The sequence below is a fragment of the Gilliamella sp. B2887 genome, assembly GCF_026537015.1.
Lineage (GTDB): Bacteria > Pseudomonadota > Gammaproteobacteria > Enterobacterales > Orbaceae > Gilliamella.
The window spans coordinates 71,167-89,233 of record NZ_JAFNMX010000002.1 but is presented as its reverse complement, the minus strand read 5'-3'; the positions used below and the strand labels follow the sequence as shown (position 1 = coordinate 89,233).

16 protein-coding genes are annotated in these 18,067 nt (G+C 34.5%); 11 read left to right on the top strand and 5 right to left on the bottom strand.

All coding sequences use genetic code 11. The features are described from left to right. Positions 1-6 precede the first annotated feature (6 nt). Positions 7-576: an anthranilate synthase component II gene (locus J3U13_RS02215; RefSeq protein WP_267339850.1), complete on the bottom strand. Its 570-nt coding sequence runs from the start codon at positions 574-576 to the stop codon at positions 7-9. A 377-nt stretch (positions 577-953) separates the two neighbouring features. On the opposite strand from J3U13_RS02215, the gene manD reads away from it, so the two are divergent. From manD to J3U13_RS02165, 10 genes are all read left to right on the top strand, one after another. Next, on the top strand, positions 954-2,168 hold the full coding sequence (manD, locus tag J3U13_RS02210) for a D-mannonate dehydratase ManD (RefSeq protein WP_267339849.1): 1,215 nt from the start codon (positions 954-956) through the stop codon (positions 2,166-2,168). Between the two features lie 15 nt (positions 2,169-2,183). Next, positions 2,184-3,200 carry a Zn-dependent oxidoreductase gene (locus J3U13_RS02205; RefSeq protein ID WP_267339848.1) on the top strand — a complete coding sequence of 339 codons (1,017 nt, stop codon included), beginning with the start codon at positions 2,184-2,186 and terminating at the stop codon, positions 3,198-3,200. Between the two features lie 37 nt (positions 3,201-3,237). Continuing rightward, positions 3,238-4,587 (top strand): MFS transporter, encoded by a 1,350-nt coding sequence (locus tag J3U13_RS02200; protein ID WP_267339847.1) that lies wholly within the window; start codon positions 3,238-3,240, stop codon positions 4,585-4,587. Between the two features lie 30 nt (positions 4,588-4,617). Then, positions 4,618-6,108 carry a mannitol dehydrogenase family protein gene (locus tag J3U13_RS02195; protein WP_267339846.1) on the top strand — a complete coding sequence of 497 codons (1,491 nt, stop codon included), beginning with the start codon at positions 4,618-4,620 and terminating at the stop codon, positions 6,106-6,108. 175 nt (positions 6,109-6,283) lie between these two features. Next, positions 6,284-6,967 (top strand): GntR family transcriptional regulator, encoded by a 684-nt coding sequence (locus J3U13_RS02190; protein WP_267339844.1) that lies wholly within the window; start codon positions 6,284-6,286, stop codon positions 6,965-6,967. A 143-nt stretch (positions 6,968-7,110) separates the two neighbouring features. Next, positions 7,111-7,389 carry an acylphosphatase gene (yccX, locus tag J3U13_RS02185; RefSeq protein ID WP_267339843.1) on the top strand — a complete coding sequence of 93 codons (279 nt, stop codon included), beginning with the start codon at positions 7,111-7,113 and terminating at the stop codon, positions 7,387-7,389. 99 nt (positions 7,390-7,488) lie between these two features. After that, positions 7,489-8,052, top strand: a complete 564-nt coding sequence (gene lptC, locus J3U13_RS02180; protein WP_267339842.1) for an LPS export ABC transporter periplasmic protein LptC — start codon at positions 7,489-7,491, stop codon at positions 8,050-8,052. Between the two features lie 4 nt (positions 8,053-8,056). Next, on the top strand, positions 8,057-8,608 hold the full coding sequence (lptA, locus tag J3U13_RS02175) for a lipopolysaccharide transport periplasmic protein LptA (protein WP_267339841.1): 552 nt from the start codon (positions 8,057-8,059) through the stop codon (positions 8,606-8,608). 1 nt (position 8,609) lies between these two features. Continuing rightward, entirely contained in the window at positions 8,610-9,335 is a 726-nt protein-coding gene (lptB, locus tag J3U13_RS02170; protein WP_267339839.1) for an LPS export ABC transporter ATP-binding protein, read from the top strand. Next, complete coding sequence (locus J3U13_RS02165) at positions 9,335-10,750, top strand: RNA polymerase factor sigma-54 (protein WP_416380550.1); 1,416 nt, start codon at positions 9,335-9,337, stop codon at positions 10,748-10,750. Before lptB ends, J3U13_RS02165 begins: the two co-directional genes overlap by 1 nt. Before the next feature lie 853 nt (positions 10,751-11,603). On the opposite strand, the gene leuD is transcribed toward J3U13_RS02165, so the two are convergent. From leuD to leuA, 4 genes are all read right to left on the bottom strand, one after another. Next, a complete protein-coding gene (gene leuD, locus J3U13_RS02160) occupies positions 11,604-12,206 on the bottom strand; it encodes a 3-isopropylmalate dehydratase small subunit (protein WP_267339837.1) in 603 nt (200 codons plus the stop codon). A gap of 11 nt (positions 12,207-12,217) precedes the next feature. Continuing rightward, positions 12,218-13,618: a 3-isopropylmalate dehydratase large subunit gene (leuC, locus tag J3U13_RS02155; protein WP_267339836.1), complete on the bottom strand. Its 1,401-nt coding sequence runs from the start codon at positions 13,616-13,618 to the stop codon at positions 12,218-12,220. 158 nt (positions 13,619-13,776) lie between these two features. Then, the gene (gene leuB, locus J3U13_RS02150) at positions 13,777-14,856 is read right to left on the bottom strand and encodes a 3-isopropylmalate dehydrogenase (RefSeq protein WP_267339835.1); all 1,080 of its coding nucleotides are present in this window, start codon (positions 14,854-14,856) and stop codon (positions 13,777-13,779) included. Positions 14,857-14,918: 62 nt separating this feature from the next. After that, the gene (gene leuA / locus J3U13_RS02145) at positions 14,919-16,466 is read right to left on the bottom strand and encodes a 2-isopropylmalate synthase (protein ID WP_267339834.1); all 1,548 of its coding nucleotides are present in this window, start codon (positions 16,464-16,466) and stop codon (positions 14,919-14,921) included. 602 nt (positions 16,467-17,068) lie between these two features. On the opposite strand from leuA, the gene nfsB reads away from it, so the two are divergent. Continuing rightward, positions 17,069-17,713, top strand: a complete 645-nt coding sequence (nfsB, locus tag J3U13_RS02140; protein ID WP_267339833.1) for an oxygen-insensitive NAD(P)H nitroreductase — start codon at positions 17,069-17,071, stop codon at positions 17,711-17,713. Positions 17,714-18,067 lie beyond the last annotated feature (354 nt).

Here is an 18,067-nt window from a genome sequence, read left to right as displayed (position 1 = left end):
TTCATTTTACTCATATATAAAATTATGAATCATTTGTAAACCTGATTCTGTTTTGATTGCTTCTGGATGAAATTGCACCGATTCAATAGGTAATGTCTTATGACGTAATCCCATAATAAGACCTTGTTTGTTGCGCGCAGTAACAATTAGTGGAGAGTTTGTGTGAGATAAATTGTCGTTAACAATTAAAGAGTGATAGCGAACTATAGAAAGCGGGTTTTTAATGCCTTTAAATAATCCTTGACCATCATGTGTAATTTCATCGATTTTGCCGTGCATAGGTAAAGGTGCTTTACAAATAGAATAACCATAATACTGTGCAATCGCTTGATGTCCCAAACAAATTCCTAATATAGGGCAATAATGAGCAAATTCAGCAATCACAGTAAGTGATACTCCGGCATTACTTGGTGTTCCTGGGCCAGGTGAAATAATTATTTTAGCAAAGGGGAGCTGTTTTATTTGTTCAATGGTCATTTCATCATTTTTTATCACTTGGACAGTTGCATCCAATCGGCATAAATAATCATATATATTGAACGTAAAAGAATCATAATTATCTATTAATAGTATCAAAATATTTTCCGTTAATTAAAAAAATTCTTTGTCAACTTGGTAATGATGTAAATCATCATTATAAATGATAAGACACTACAGCCGACATTATCGATAACACTTTTATTACATTGATTTGATTAATCAAGTTAGCTTTAGTTTAAATCTGTATACTTCTGGCTCCATTATACAAGCAAGAAACTCAAATGAGAGATGATTGCTAACTTAATATTGCACATTATTCTTATTTTTTTACTTAAACGTACCCATAACCTGAAACATCTTGACAAGATTACCTTATTTTTGTGATGCCACTCGCAAAAACATACAACTCTACTTGTATGGTAGTATTAATATCGCTATTTTTGTGATGCTTAATTTCTACAAAGAGGTATCAAATGAAAATAATTAAAGCCGAAGTTTTTGTATGCAGTCCAGGACGAAACTTTGTCACATTGAAAATAACTACAGATGAAGGGGTTTGTGGTATTGGTGATGCAACACTTAATGGACGTGAATTATCAGTGGCTTCTTATCTTAAAGATCATCTTTGCCCACAATTAATAGGGAGAGATGCCAGTCAAATAGAAGATATTTTTCAATATTTCTATAAAGGTGCCTATTGGCGTCGAGGCCCCGTGACGATGTCAGCGATATCTGCCATAGATATGGCGTTATGGGATATCAAAGGTAAAGTTGCCAATATGCCACTTTATCAATTATTGGGCGGTGCTTCACGCACTGGCGTAATGGTGTATTGTCATACTACAGGAAAAGATATTGGAGAAGTATTGGATGATTATGCTAGACATAAAGAGATGGGTTTTAAAGCAATTCGAGTCCAATGCGGTATACCGGGAATGAAAACGACATATGGTCAAAGCAAAGGGAAAAATCTGGCATATGAGCCTGCTACGCGTGGCAATTATCCTGAAGAGCAGTTTTGGGCAACAGATAAATATCTCGACTTTACACCAAAATTGTTTGAAGCGGTAAGAAGCAAATTCGGTTTCAACGAGCATTTATTACATGATATGCACCATCGCTTAACTCCAATTGAAGCTGCGCGTTTTGGTAAAAGTATTGAGGATTATCGTCTATTTTGGATGGAAGATCCAACACCTGCAGAAAATCAAGAATGTTTCCGTCTAATTCGTCAACATACAGTTACTCCCATTGCTGTCGGTGAAGTATTTAACAGTATATGGGATTGCAAACAGCTAATTGAAGAACAGTTGATTGATTATATCCGAACTACAATTACTCATGCAGGTGGTATTACTCACATGCGTCGTATTGCTGATTTTGCTGCACTTTATCAAGTTAGAACTGGCTCTCATGGACCATCTGATTTATCACCAATTTGTCATGCTGCTGCTCTACATTTTGATATGTGGGTACCTAACTTTGGTGTACAGGAGTTTATGGGCTACTCAGAACAAATGTTAGAAGTCTTTTCACCTAATTGGACTTTTAATGATGGTTATATGCATCCAAGTGATGAACCGGGTTTAGGTATCGATTTTGATGAAAAACTCGCCAAAAAATACCCATACAACCCAGCTTATCTGCCAATTGCTCGTTTAGAAGATGGCACTTTATGGAATTGGTAAGTTCAAGGAGTTTATATGAAAAGTATTGTAATAAAACAACCTAATGAATTAGCCATTGAAGAGCGTGAAGTTCCTCTGCCGAAATCTGGAGAAGTTAGAGTAAAAGTTAAATTAGTAGGCATTTGTGGTTCAGATAGTCATATTTATCGCGGTCATAATCCTTTCGCCAAATATCCAAGAGTAATTGGACACGAATTTTTTGGTGTAATTGATGCAGTTGGAGAGGGAGTTGAGCAATCAAGAATTGGTGAGCGTGTTTCAATCGATCCTGTACTTAGCTGTGGAGATTGTTATCCTTGCTCGGTTGGTCGACCAAATGTATGTACATCATTAACTGTACTGGGTGTTCATCGTGATGGTGGATTTAGTCAGTATGCAGTTGTACCAAGTAAAAATGCTTATGTAATACCAACTGAAATCGATGATGAACTTGCCGTAATGATAGAACCTTTCACAATAGCTGCTAATTCAACGGCACAGTTAAAACCGACCCCAAACGATACTGCATTAATTTATGGTGCAGGTCCGATGGGATTAACCTCAGTACAAGCTCTGAAGGGTGTGTATAACGTTAAAGAAGTGGTCGTTGTTGATCGCATTGATGAACGTTTAATTATGGCAAAAGATAGCGGTGCTGATCGGATTATTAATAACACATCATTTTCTGTAAAAGATGAATTGGAAAAATTGAATATCAAACCAACGGTAATTATTGATGCCGCTTGTCACCCATCGATTTTACAAGAGGCTATTACAATTGCATCGCCAGCAGCAAGAATTCTCATAATGGGCTTTTCAAGCGATCCATGTCAGATAACACAACAGGGCATTACCAGTAAAGAGCTTTCTATATTCTCTTCACGACTCAATGCGAATAAATTCCCAATTGTTATTAATTGGTTAAATAAGAAACTCATTGATCCTAAAAAACTTATTACTCATCGATTTGATTATACAGATGTGATTGAGGCTATCCAAACTTTCGAAAAAGATCAGAGTAAGTGTTGCAAGGTTTTACTGACTTTTAGTTAGGTGAATTTTTATGTACTAAATGATAAGCGAGTTAGATATGAATAAGATAGGAAATAATAAAAGTGACAGAAATACTTCAGATTTAGTTAAAGCAGCTGTTTCTGGTTGGCTTGGAACCGCATTAGAATTTATGGATTTCCAATTATATTCTTTAGGCGCAGCACTTGTATTTCGCGAAATATTTTTTCCAGAACAATCAGCAATTATGGCATTGATATTAGCTATGGGAACCTATGGCGCAGGATACATTGCACGTATTGTTGGCGCTTTTGTTTTTGGTCGCATGGGGGATGCCATTGGTAGAAAGAAAGTATTATTTATAACGATCACTATGATGGGTATTTGTACCACGTTGATAGGATTTTTACCAACTTATGCACAAGTTGGTATTTTGGCACCATTAATGTTGGTTGTTTTACGTATTATTCAGGGATTGGGTGCTGGTGCTGAAATTTCTGGTGCTGGTACTATGCTCGCAGAATATGCACCAAAAGGTAAACGAGGGATTATTTCATCACTTGTCGCAATGGGAACCAATTGTGGTACTTTAAGTGCAACAGCAATTTGGGCAATAATGTTTTTTTTACTGGACAAAGATCAGCTCATATCTTGGGGTTGGCGAGTACCATTCATTGCTAGTGTCATTGTTATGTTTTTTGCCATATGGCTTAGAATGAATTTAAAAGAGAGTCCTGTATTTGATGATATAAGTGATGCAAATGTAGAAAAATTTAATGATGAACCATCAATTAAGCATATTTCGTTATTAGAAATGTTTAAAAGCAAATCTTTTTGGTTAGCAACGGGTTTACGTTTTGGTCAAGCTGGAAATTCAGGTTTAATCCAAACTTTTTTAGCCGGTTACTTAGTACAAGCATTATTATTTGAAAAAAGTATACCAACTGATGCTTTAATGATCAGTTCGATTGTTGGATTCTTCACAATTCCTTTCTTAGGTTTGTTATCAGATAAAATTGGTCGCCGCCTACCTTATATCATTATGACTTTGTCAGCAATGATTCTTGCTTATCCAATGTTATCCATTACTGTTAATAAAAATCACCCAGTAAATACCATTATGTTATGTTTAATTGTTATTCATAATGTTGCAGTATTAGGACTGTTCGCTTTAGAAAACATTACAATGGCGGAAATGTTTGGGGCTCGTAATCGTTTTACACAAATGGCGATATCCAAAGAAGCGGGTGGACTTATTGCTGTAGGGTTTGGGCCAATATTAGCGGGAATTTTCTGTAATATGGTGAATGATTGGTGGCCAATTGTTGTTATGATTATTCTCTATTCATGCATCAGTTTAATTTCCGCAATTTTTATGCCAGAAGTCAAAGATCGTAATTTATCTGATTTAAAAGATGCTGCAGAATAAATATAAAAATATAAAAATGGAAAAAAAATAATGAAATTATCTAATCAAGCTTTATTACAACTACCTAAAGAGGTCATTGTCCCAAATTATGATAGAAATCAAATTAAAACGAAAATAGTTCATCTTGGTTTTGGTGCTTTTCATCGTGCTCATCAAGCAGTGTTTACCGATATTTTAGCTGCAGAACATAATAGTGATTGGGGATACTGTGAAGTCAATTTAATGGGTGGTGAAAAACAAATCGCTGATCTTAAAGAGCAAAACTATTTATTTAGTGTGTGTGAGATGTCCTATGATAACTGGTCTACCCGAGTTGTGGGTGTAGCTAAAGAAGCATTACATGTTGATGTAGATGGCATAGTGAAAATTCTAGATGTCATGACGCACCCACAAATCGCGATTATATCACTAACTGTTACCGAAAAAGGTTATTGCTATTTACCCGCAACAGCATCAATTGATATCAATAACGTACTTATTAAACACGATATAGATAATCCAACTAATCCTAAAAGTGCACCGGGTGTAATTGTTGAAGCTTTACGTATTCGTAAAGAAAAAGGCTTAAAACCCTTTACTGTCATGTCTTGTGACAATATGCCTGAAAATGGTCATGTAACACGTAATGTGATTTTGGCTTTAGCAAAAATAAGGGATGCAAATTTAACACAATGGATTGAAAAAAATGTCAGCTTTCCATCTACAATGGTTGATCGAATTGTGCCGGCAGTAACGTTAGATACAATGGCAAAAATACAAAAGCAGTTGGGAGGCATAGAGGATCTTGTTGGTATTGCCGGTGAACCATTCATACAATGGGTTATCGAAGATAATTTTGTAGCAGGTCGCCCAGAATGGGAAAAATCCGGTGCTGAGTTAGTAAATGATGTTTTTCCGTATGAAGAAATGAAATTATGTATGCTGAACGGTAGTCACTCCTTTTTAGCCTATTTAGGCTATTTGGCTGGGTATCTACACATAGATGAATGTATGCAAGATCCTTATTATGTAAAAGCCGCTCGTCACCTTATACTTCAGGAGCAAGCAACAACCTTACGTGTAAAAGATATAGATTTACTAGCCTACGCGAATTCGTTACTTGATCGTTATCGTAACACGGGTCTTAAGCATCGTACTTGGCAAATCGCAATGGATGGTACATTAAAATTACCACAACGCATGCTCGATTCGGTTCGTTTTCATTTAGCGAATAATACACCATTTCATTGTTTAGCTTTAGGTATCGCGGCTTGGATGCGATATGTTAGTGGTGTCGATGATAATGGTAAAGTTATTGAAGTTAGTGATCCTGCTGCCGAGCAACTAAAAGCGTTGGTATCAAACAGCCCAGATAATCAAGAACGAATCAAAGCATTATTATCATTGACGCATGTTTTTGGTAAAGATTTATCCAGCAATCAATATTTTATCGATCAAGTTACCAACGCTTATTTATCTTTAAGGGATAAAGGGGCTAAACAAACCGTCGAACAATTAGCGCAGAGTTTTCAATACAACTAACAATAATCCCTAAAATCAAAGTGTAATTACCAGTAATGGTATTACACTTTTCTAAATATTTAAGTATAAGACAGAACCCATTTTATTGTTTTGAGTTTTTATTAAAAAAACTTTTCATATACTTAAAAATCACCTACTATTCTTAGTAATTTATTTTATTACTTTAAGATGGTATATGTTTAAATCTATCGACTTAAATATTTCTGAACCTGTTAATCAACAAATTTATCGTACATTAAGAAAAGCTATTATTACCTGTTATGTATTGCCTGGTGTTTTACTTTCAGAAAAAGAAATTTCCAGTCAATTCAATGTTTCTCGCCAACCTGTTCGTGAAGCGTTCATTAAACTAGCTGAAGCAGGTCTTGTACAAATTCTCCCTCAACGTGGCACATTCGTAACCAAAATTTCTATTAAAAAAGTAATTGATGGACAATTTATTCGTGAAGCGGTTGAATGCGCTATTATCAAACGCGCCGCTATAGAAATTAGCCAATCAGATATTTCATTGTTACAAAAAAATCTTGCGGAACAAAAACAAGCCAATGAATGTAAAGATGTATGCTATTTTCTGGAAAAAGATGATGAATTCCATCAAATATTAATGAATGTAATTGATTGTCCCATGGCATGGCAAACGGTAGAAAATATCAAAGCAATGATGGATAGAGTAAGATTTTTAACATTAGAAGATATTTCTCCACCGGAAGATTTAGTTAAACAACATGAAAAAATTTTGATTGCACTGGAAAATCATGATCCAGAGCTTGCAGTACAAGCTTTACATGAACATTTGTCGACGATTCTTCAAACCATAACAATTGTATCGCAGAAAAAAAATGAATGGTTTATTGATTAATTTTTATTTCATGGATTGTAAAACCGAACCATTTTTAAAATGTTAGATTTATATCTTTGGCTTTTAGTTAAAGAAGAATGAAATTATTGGTTATCATTATGCTAGGATGTTTTTGTTTTGAAAAAACTGGGTAAAGTTGTAATATGATTAAACAATTAAAAATTCAAGTGAGTGGACGGGTACAAGGGGTTGGATTTCGTTTTTTTACTCAACAAAAAGCGAAAAAACTTGGATTATTGGGTTACGTTAAAAATTTGGATAATGGTGATGTTGAAATTCTTGTTCAAGGAGATAGTCTGCAAATAACCCAATTCACTGAATGGCTTAACCATGGGGGTCCCTCTTCTGCTCGAATTAGCAATGTTAGTATTTATGAATTAATACCTGATATTGATTTAACTTCTTTTAATGTCAGATATTAATTTAATAAAAAATAAAGTAAAATAACTGAATTGCTGAACTTAAAGATAACGATTTATCCTTGTTATTGATTAAACTTATTCGTGTGATAAAAATATGCTATGAATAAAAAAAATTTAATCTATATCTTACTTATCATTGTGGTGATTGGTGTTTATTATAATTATCAGAAAGATGATGACTCAGATACAATGTCAACAATCAATTTAACTGATACACCAATATATCAAAGCGATAATATGATAACAAATATTTATGACATATCAGGAGAGATCATCTATAAAATAGAATCAGTTAAAGTTAGACATTTTGAAGAATCAAATAATACTGAATTTGATTTACCCAATTTGACTATTTATGATCGAATGCATTCTGCTACATGGCATATTCACTCACAAAAAGCTACGTTAACCAATGATAAGCTGATTTACCTAAATCAAAATGTTCAATTAGATAATTTAACTACTGATGCTCAATTACAGCATATATTAACAGATAATGCCATTATTGATTTAACGACCCAAAATGTCACCTCTAAAGATCTTGTTACTATAAAAGGGGTTGGTTTTTTTTCAAAGGGTCAAGGATTAGCTGGAAATCTACGAACAAAAACCGCGAACATACTTGAAAATATAAAAACTTATTATAACACTGGGGCACAATAAAAAAATGAGATTGCAAAAACGGTTTATTTATCCATTATTTTTTATATTATTTATTTCATATGGGTGTTTTGCTGATGAACCAAATACATCAACACCCGAAGTACAACAAGATAAAAAGATGTTAGTTAATAATAAACCTATTACTATAGATGCTAATAACCAACAGATTGATATTGACAAAAATATCATAACATTTAGTGGTAATGTACATATAACTCAAGATGGTTTAACAATCATAGCTGATAAAGTGATTGTTACTGATATGCAGGATTCTACAAAACAGAAAATTACAGCTTATGGTAATCCAGTAAACTTTAAACAAATATTACCTCAAAATAATAAAATTGTGACAGGACATTCAGAGCAAATTATCTATGATGTTAAACAAAATATTGTCACCTTGCAGAATAATGCAGAATTATTTCAGCAGGATAATCATGTTGTTAGTTCAATCATTACTTATAATGTTAAAAAGCAGTTGATACTAGCTCAACCTAAACAAGGTCGAGTAAAAAGCACTATAATTCCAAGCCAAGTTAAAGAGATTAATAAATAAAATGTCAATTTTAAAAGCGGAAAATTTAGCCAAAATTTACAAGAAACGTCGTGTGGTTGAAGATGTAAGTTTAACTGTAAACTCAGGTGAAATTGTTGGTTTATTAGGGCCTAATGGTGCTGGTAAAACCACCACTTTTTATATGGTTGTTGGTATTGTAACTTTAAATGCGGGTAAAATATTTCTTGATGATCATGATATAAGCATATTACCTTTACACGAACGAGCTCAAAAGGGAATCGGTTATTTACCTCAAGAAGCTTCAATCTTTAGGAAACTCTCGGTTATTGACAATATTATGGCCATTTTAGAAACACGGAATGATATTGATAAAAACGAAAAAATTGAACGAGCTGAAGAACTTCTTGAGGAATTTCATATCACCCATATACGTGACAATAGTGGACAATCTTTATCTGGTGGTGAAAGACGTAGAGTTGAGATTGCTAGAGCGTTAGCGGCTAACCCTAAATTTATTTTACTTGACGAACCTTTCGCAGGAGTTGATCCTATATCGGTTATTGATATAAAAAATATAATTAAACATTTACGCGATAGAGGACTTGGCGTATTAATAACGGACCACAATGTGCGCGAAACATTAGACGTTTGTGAACGGGCTTATATTGTAAATAAAGGACATTTAATTGCTGAGGGTTCACCAAGTGATATCTTAAGTAACGAATATGTTAAACGCGTTTACTTAGGAAATGAATTTAGATTATGATAAAACCCAGTTTACAACTGAAAATTTCTCAACAGTTGTCAATGACACCTCAACTTCAACTAGCGATACGACTGTTACAGTTGTCAACGTTAGAATTACAGCAAGAAATTCAAAGTGCACTTGAAAATAATCCGTTACTTGAGATTGCAGATCAATATGATGAAGTAAATATTGAGCAAATTGAATTAAGTGAAAACGTTGACACTCGTGAAGCCTTAGATAGCCGAGAAATTCCTGATGATATACCGCTTGATGCTTCATTAGATGATATTTATACAGCAGGAACGCCCTCAGGAACTCATTCTGATTATCGTAATGATGAATTACCTGTTTATCAAGGCGAAACTCATGAAACATTATATGACTATTTAAAATGGCAACTTGATTTAACCCCTTTTAGCGACATTGATCGTGCCATTGCTGTGTCAATTCTTGATGCTATTGATGAAAGAGGCTATTTGACTGTTTCATTGGATGAAATCTTAGAAGAACAAGGTAATGATGAGATTGAACTTGAAGAAGTTGAAACGGTTTTAAAACGAATTTGGCATTTTGATCCAATAGGGGTTGGAGCAAGGACGTTGCAAGAGTGTTTATCAATTCAAATCCAATATTTGACTCCACCAACATTTGTTAAACAAATTATTGATAATTATCTTGATTTATTAGCAGTTCGTGATTATCGCACACTGAAAAAAATATTGAATGCAACAGATGAACAACTCAAAGAATCTATTGATTTTATTCAGCATTTGCAACCTTATCCGGGTGATTCAGTAAATACTACCCCTCCAGATTATGTGATCCCAGATGTATTAGTCAAAAAAATGAATGGGAGATGGATTGTTGATTTAAATAATGACACGATGCCTACTTTACGTATTAACCAGCAATATGCAGCTATGGAAAAAATTGCCAGTCAAAGCGATAGCCAATATATAAAATCACATTTACAAGATGCTAATTGGTTTATTAAAAGTATAGAAAATCGTAACGAGACTTTGTTAAAAGTTAGCCAATTTATTGTTGAACACCAACAAGAGTTTTTCGAGCATGGTGCAGAATCTATGAAACCAATGATTTTATCGGATGTGGCTACGGCTATTGATATGCATGAATCAACAATTTCTCGTGTGACTACTCAAAAATATTTACAGAGTCCTGCTGGAATATTTGAACTAAAATTCTTTTTCTCAAGCCATGTTAATACTGAATCTGGGGGGGAAGCTTCGTCAACAGCTATTCGGGCATTAATAAAAAAATACATATCCACAGAAGACCGTAAAAAACCATTGAGTGATAGTAAGTTAGTTTCGATGTTGGAAAAGCAAGGAATAATTATTGCTCGAAGGACAGTGGCCAAATATCGAGAAGCTTTGTCTATTCCACCATCAAGTCAACGAAAACAGCTTTGAGCTATAAGTTAAAGCAAAAGTGTTATTACAATCATTTGAATGGAAAAATTAAAAAATTCTATTGATTTGATTAATTATAATATTTGTTGTGAATAAGCCGTCAAATTGCCGTTAAAAATAATTTTCTGTATAACTAATAGCGATTCTTGATAAGTTCCAATAATTTCGACTAATAGTATCGTTGTGCGCATGTGTTTAATCTATGTATCAAAACAGTATGTTAAAGGGTGATCAGCAATATTATCGATCGTAAATTCTGTTTTGGTCATAAAGGTTAACTATTCACGAGGCGTATAGTCACAAACATGTGGTGTATCATGCAACGCCTCAATTATTTGTAACCAAATATCCGATACTGGATGTTTAAAGAATACCACATCCATTATTATTAATTTGCCATTTGTTTTAATGATCGTATACAGTTCATGTCAACTTTTATCCATGTCACAATAGTGGTGTGTGGAATAGTGACTTGCAACAAAATCAAATTGACTATCAGCAAAAGTATGCTGTTCGGCACAATCTGGTACTGTCGATGAGATTACTTAAACCATGTTCCTTAGCTGTTTGAAACACAACAGATATCATTTCATTAGATTGATCATAAGGCAATAACTTGTTTTACATGTGGTGCGACAGTAACACTAATATGACCTGCTCAGTAGCCCATATCAAGTAATTAAGCCTAAGTATTGCAAACAAATATAGATAAATATTGAAGATGGGGGCTTGGGTATCAACTTTACTGGTTAAATAGGCGTTTGCTTATTGGTAAAATTTCAGTTTTATATGATTATAATATATTGCCATGGCGATTTTGCGTAGTTAGGCGCCTAAAGGGCGCCTTCAATGATTAAGCTAAAAAAGGTGGGATTTTATTTTCAAATGTGCTGATCGCAGCTTCGTGCTGTAAAGTCAATCCAATATTATCCAAACCATTTAGTAAACAATGACGTTTAAACGCATCAATTTTAAAAGAATATTGTTTATCATCAGCAATTACAACTTCGTTAACCAGATCGACAGTAAATTCGATACCTTCATTCGCTTCAACAATTTTAAATAATTCATCAACATCTTCTTCCGACAAATTAACTAAAAGTAACTGATTATTAAATGAGTTGTTATAAAAAATATCAGCAAAACTTGAACCAATGATAGTTTTAAAACCATAATCTGCAAGTGCCCATGGCGCATGTTCACGTGAAGAGCCGCAGCCAAAGTTTTCGCGGGCTAATAAAATACTCGCCCCTTCATAACGTGGTTTGTTTAGTACAAAATCAGGATTGGGTTGCAGACCAGCATCATCTAAAAAGCGCCATTCATGAAATGCATGTTTACCAAAGCCTGTACGTGTTACTTTTTGTAAAAACTGTTTAGGGATAATTGCATCCGTATCAACGTTAGCCGCATCTAAAGGAACGACCAATCCGGTATGTTTTGTAAATTTAGCCATGACAAGCCTCCTTAAAATGATTCACGAATATCAGTAAAATGACCAGTAATTGCTGCTGCTGCAGCCATAGCAGGACTTACTAAATGCGTTCTGGCATCACGACCTTGACGACCTTCAAAATTGCGGTTGCTGGTGGATGCACAGCGATCGCCTGGTGCCAACTTATCATCATTCATCGCTAAACACATTGAACAGCCCGGTAAACGCCACTCAAAACCAGCTTCAATGAAGATTTTATCTAAACCCTCAGCTTCGGCTTGTTCTCGAACAGGTCCAGATCCTGGAACGACTAATGCTTGTACACCATCGGCAACTTTACGGCCTTTAGCAATCTGAGCAGCTGCGCGTAAATCTTCAATACGTGAGTTGGTACAAGAACCAATGAAGACTTTATTAATTTTTATGTCAGAGATTTTGGTACCAGCAGTTAGGCCCATATAAGCTAGAGCACGTTCTGCTGAATTTTTTTCGATAGGATCAGTAAAATTATTAGGATTTGGCACTTGAGCATCAATTGAAGTTACTTGACCTGGGTTAGTTCCCCATGTCACTTGAGGTGCAATATCTTTACCTTCTAAAGTCACTATGGTATCAAAATGGGCGCCTTCATCAGTTTTCAATGTTTTCCAGTAAGCTACTGCTTTGTCAAATTCATCACCTTTTGGTGAAAATTGACGACCTTTCAAATACTCAAATGTGACTTCATCGGGAGCTATAATGCCAGCTTTTGCGCCCATTTCAATTGCCATATTACATAAAGTCATACGACCTTCCATGGATAAAGCTTTTATAGCTTCTCCACAAAACTCAACCACATGCCCAGTACCACCAGCACTGGTCGTTTTACCAATAATGGCAAGGATTATATCTTTTGCCGTAATGCCATCAGCAACCTGCCCTTTGACTTCAATTTTCATGGTTTTGGCTCGACCTTGTTTTAGAGTTTGAGTTGCTAACACATGCTCAACTTCTGAAGTACCAATACCAAAAGCTAATGCACCAAACGCTCCATGTGTGGCTGTATGCGAGTCACCACATACAATGGTCATTCCCGGTAAAGTCATTCCTTGTTCAGGTCCGACAACATGGACAATACCGCGTAAAGGGCTTTGTAAACCATATAACGAAACCCCGAATTCTTTGGCATTTTTTTCCAGTTCAGTTAATTGAATTTGTGCCATTTCACTACAAGCGCTAAGATCATTACTTTTAGTTGAAGTGTTATGATCCATTGTTGCAAAGGTTTTATTTGGTTGACGTACTTTACGATTCATGGCTCGTAAACCATCAAAAGCTTGCGGAGAGGTAACTTCATGAACTAAATGGCGATCGATATATAAAATAGGCGTCTCATTTGGCGCTTCGTATACGATATGTGCATCATACAATTTTTGATACAGTGTTTTTGACATTGCTGTTTTCCTTGTTATTTCTTATAACGGGTACTAAAAATTTAGCTAACATACATCATTCTCTAATAGTTAAATAATCATTAAAACCTAAAAGAGATATTAATGACTTATGCATTCTTAATACTCAAATATCCCTTTATTAGATTGACCAAAAACTATTAAATAAGTTTACAAATAACATCACCCATTTCATCGGTTGAAATTGATGGCTGTTTTTGGGCAAGATCAATTGTACGATAGCCTTTTTCTAATGCTTGATTAACGGCTGTTTCGATTGCTGTTGCAATATCATCGCGTTTTAAGCTGTAACGAACTAATAACGCTAATGACAAGATTTGTGCAGCAGGATTAGCAATATTTTTACCAGCAATATCTGGTGCACTACCGCCAGCAGGTTCGTATAAACCAAATCCTTGCTCATTAAGACTCGCAGATGGTAGCATTCCCATTGAACCTGTAATCATTGCGCACTCATCGGACAAAATATCACCAAATAAATTAGAACACAAAATTACATCAAATTGTGAAGGATCTTTTACTAATTGCATGGTGGCATTGTCAATATACATGTGTTCAAGAGCAACATCAGGATAATTTTTTGCAACTTCAGTCACAACTTCACGCCATAAAATTGAGGTTTGAAGTACATTGGCTTTATCAACAGAAGTCACTTTTTTACGACGTAAACGTGCAGCTTCAAAGCCCATTTTAGCGATACGCTCAATTTCAAAACGGTGATACACTTCAGTATCAAAGGCTCTTTCTTGAGCTCCGCTACCTTCACGTCCTTTAGGTAAACCGAAATAGATGCCACCTGTTAATTCACGCATACACAAAATATCAAACCCATGTTTTGCTATATCTGCACGTAATGGACAAAGCTCTTCTAAACCTTGGTATAACCGGGCAGGGCGCATATTAGCAAATAATTTAAAGTGTTTACGTAAGGGTAATAATGCTCCACGTTCTGGTTGTTGATCCGATGGTAAATTAGTCCATTTAGGTCCACCAACTGAACCAAATAAAATTGCATCAGCTTTTTCACAGCCTTCTAACGTGTCTTTAGGTAATGGGCAGCCATGAATATCAATTGCAGCGCCACCAACATCATATTCACTGGTTGTAATAGATAGATTATATTTCTTTCGGATGACTTCAAGTACTTTATAGGCTTGTTTCATTACTTCTGGACCAATACCGTCGCCGGGTAGTACTGCAATATGGTAAGTTTGTGTCATGTTCTTATTCCTTAACAATTTAATGTATTGACTTACTTTATTACTTGAATAACAAAATAATATTAAACAAGGTGTAATTTTTGTTTTTCTTGTGCGACTTGATTTGCTCGATAAACATTATTTAAAACATTAATTAATGCTAATGCCGATGCGTGAACAATATCGGTAGCCAGTCCTACTCCATGGAAATTTCGTCCTTTGTATTCAGCAACAATATCAACTTGACCTAAAGCATTTTCACCTTGTCCTTTTGAGGCTAATTGATATTTAACAATGGCAATAGGTTGATTAGTGATTCGATTTATTGCTTGATATACAGCATCAACAGGACCATTACCCGTTGCTGCATCGGAAAACTTTTTATCTCCAATTTTTAAGCTGACCGAAGCTGTTGATACAATCGTTGAGCCAGATTGAACATTAAAATAATCCAAAATATAATGCTCTTTTTCATCTTTGAGTTGGTTTATAAAAATAAGCGCTTCAAGGTCGTAGTCAAACACTTGCCCTTTTTTATCGGCAAGTTCTAGAAATGCTTTATAGACTTGATCTAAGTTATAATCTTTATCATGATAGCCTAATTCCTCTAAACGATGTTTCACCGCGGCCCTTCCTGAGCGAGAAGTGAGATTCAATTGAATTTGATTTAATCCAATTGATTCAGGTGTCATGATTTCGTAAGTTTCGCGGTTTTTTAGTATCCCATCTTGATGGATTCCTGATGAGTGTGCAAATGCATTACTACCAATAACCGCCTTATTAGACGGTATTGGTGTATTAGTAATTTGGCTTACAATTTGGCTGGTACGATAAATTTCTTGATGATTGATATTAGTGTGAACGTTTAAAATATTTTGACGAACTTTTATTGCCATAATAACTTCTTCTAAGGCTGTATTGCCTGCTCGTTCTCCCAAACCATTCATCGCGCCTTCAATTTGCCTAGCGCCTTCTTGAATCGCGCTAATCGAGTTAGCCACCGACATGCCCAAGTCATCATGACAATGAACAGAGATAATCGCTTTATCAATGTTCGGGACACGTTCAAATAAGGTACGAATAATGCCACCAAATTGATAAGGGACAGTATAACCGACAGTATCTGGAATATTGATCGTTGTTGCCCCTGCTTGAATTGCTGCTTCAACAATCCGACATAAGTTATCAATTGGGGTACGGCCTGCATCTTCACAAGAAAACTCCACATCATTAGTATAATTACGTGCACGTTTAATACAGTGCACAGCCCTGTTTACGACATCTTCAAATGTCATTTTTAATTTGTCTTGCACATGTAAGGTTGAAGTTGCCATAAAAGTATGAATACGAAATTGATCGGCAACTTTTAACGCTTCTGCTGCAACATCAATATCTTTATCGACACAACGAGATAGGGCACAAACTCGGCTATCTTTAATTGTTTTTGCGATGGTTTGCACCGATTCAAAATCACCAGGAGATGAAATAGGAAAACCAACTTCCATGACATCAACGTGCATTCTTTCTAACGCAAGCGCGATTTGCAATTTTTCTTTAACGCTTAAACTTGCCTGTAATGCTTGTTCTCCATCGCGTAAAGTTGTATCAAAAATAATGACTTGATCGCTCATTGTTTTTTCCTTTTTTTATATTCTAGTGCTATTGCGGTATTTCATGTTAAGAAAACAAAAAAACCCGCACTTTAGCGCGGGTTCTTGTTAATTTGTCGAGTTATTTAATTGATTATCTTTACTCCACACACAAGTCATCCGCGCAAAAAAATGCGAGGAGGTGAGTGAGCAAAAGGTAATTTGTTTTAATCATTAAAACTCTCAAATTGTTTAATTTAAATTGTTCAAAATATTATCAATAGTTTTATCAAATAATAATTTGAATGTCAAGGCTAATATTTATTGATTATTCATTTTAATCTAATGATAATAGAGTAAATATTTTGTATACATTAATAAATATAGGTTATTATAATTAGCGATGTAGCTTATTAATGTGACCATTTCTTTTGGTAATTCCGTAAAGAAATGTCATTAAAGTAACAATTATATTGTAATTGAGCGAAATGCGTGCACAATATTAATCAATTTTTATTGAAAATACATTGAATGCATTCTTTTTAATGTTAGCCAAATCGTAAATTTGACAAGAATATCTAATTAATCTAATTTAAAAATCCTTAATTTACCTTTATTAACAATCATCTAGATGGAGTTATGATATGAATATTGTCGAAATTTCTCAAAACCGTTACACAACAAAACATTACGATAAAAGTAAGAAAATTCCTAAAGAAAAAATAGAACAATTATTAACGGTTTTAAGAAACAGTCCATCATCGGTCAATTCTCAGCCATGGCATTTTTTTGTGATTAATAATGATACGGTTAAAAATAAAATTTTACCGGCTATTGCTGAGTTTAATCAACCTCGAGTTACAGACTCATCACATACTATTGTTTTTTGTATTAAAACGTCATTAGATGAAGCGCATTTGGTCAATTTATTAAATCAAGAAGAAAAAGATGGGCGTATCCCAACCGCAGAATTAAAAGATGCTCAGGATCAAGGTAGACGTTATTTTGTTAACTTAAATAGCTCAACACCTCAGTCTCAGCAATGTTGGGAGGGTAAACAAGCTTATCTTGCTTTAGGACAATTGCTTTTCGCCGCTGCTACTATTGGTATTGATTCCACTGCCGTCGAAGGTTTTGATTGTGAAAAAATGGATGAGATCTTAGATTTAAAAGCAAAAGGATTGAAAAGTTTAGTGATTGCGACACTAGGTTATCGATCTGAAAATGATGGTAATGCACATCGACCTAAATCACGTTTACCAAAAGAACAAATTTTTACTTTTTTGTAAACAGTAAATTTTAGTGATATTTATGATTATCCCATCTAATTATAGGTGGGATAAATTAAAAAACAAAGTTCACAATTTTGATAATAATATTTATATTTCAGTGATTTATATTAAAAAGGTTGCTGTTGTTTTCGTGTTAATGCCTCATGAAAAAACAACCACTACAAAAATGTAGACAAAATAAATACTCGTTTTTAACTTTAATTAAAACCACCATTTTTTATTATTAATCAAAACCAACATATCGCATAATATTTGCCGCTGTATCATTCAATTTTTCATTAATTTGATGTGTTAATTCTCAATATTTTTACTGATAAGCTCCAAGCCAATATTTTATATCTAATGGAATTA

Coding starts and splice junctions, on each gene's coding strand:
- leuC (WP_267339836.1), bottom strand. CDS start 13,618: ATGTCAAAAACACTGTATCAAAAATTGTATGATGCACATATCGTATAC.
- lptC (WP_267339842.1), top strand. CDS start 7,489: ATGAATAAAAAAAATTTAATCTATATCTTACTTATCATTGTGGTGATT.
- J3U13_RS02195 (WP_267339846.1), top strand. CDS start 4,618: ATGAAATTATCTAATCAAGCTTTATTACAACTACCTAAAGAGGTCATT.
- manD (WP_267339849.1), top strand. CDS start 954: ATGAAAATAATTAAAGCCGAAGTTTTTGTATGCAGTCCAGGACGAAAC.
- lptB (WP_267339839.1), top strand. CDS start 8,610: ATGTCAATTTTAAAAGCGGAAAATTTAGCCAAAATTTACAAGAAACGT.
- yccX (WP_267339843.1), top strand. CDS start 7,111: ATGATTAAACAATTAAAAATTCAAGTGAGTGGACGGGTACAAGGGGTT.
- leuB (WP_267339835.1), bottom strand. CDS start 14,856: ATGACACAAACTTACCATATTGCAGTACTACCCGGCGACGGTATTGGT.
- J3U13_RS02190 (WP_267339844.1), top strand. CDS start 6,284: ATGTTTAAATCTATCGACTTAAATATTTCTGAACCTGTTAATCAACAA.
- leuA (WP_267339834.1), bottom strand. CDS start 16,466: ATGAGCGATCAAGTCATTATTTTTGATACAACTTTACGCGATGGAGAA.
- J3U13_RS02205 (WP_267339848.1), top strand. CDS start 2,184: ATGAAAAGTATTGTAATAAAACAACCTAATGAATTAGCCATTGAAGAG.
- leuD (WP_267339837.1), bottom strand. CDS start 12,206: ATGGCTAAATTTACAAAACATACCGGATTGGTCGTTCCTTTAGATGCG.
- lptA (WP_267339841.1), top strand. CDS start 8,057: ATGAGATTGCAAAAACGGTTTATTTATCCATTATTTTTTATATTATTT.
- nfsB (WP_267339833.1), top strand. CDS start 17,069: ATGAATATTGTCGAAATTTCTCAAAACCGTTACACAACAAAACATTAC.
- J3U13_RS02200 (WP_267339847.1), top strand. CDS start 3,238: ATGAATAAGATAGGAAATAATAAAAGTGACAGAAATACTTCAGATTTA.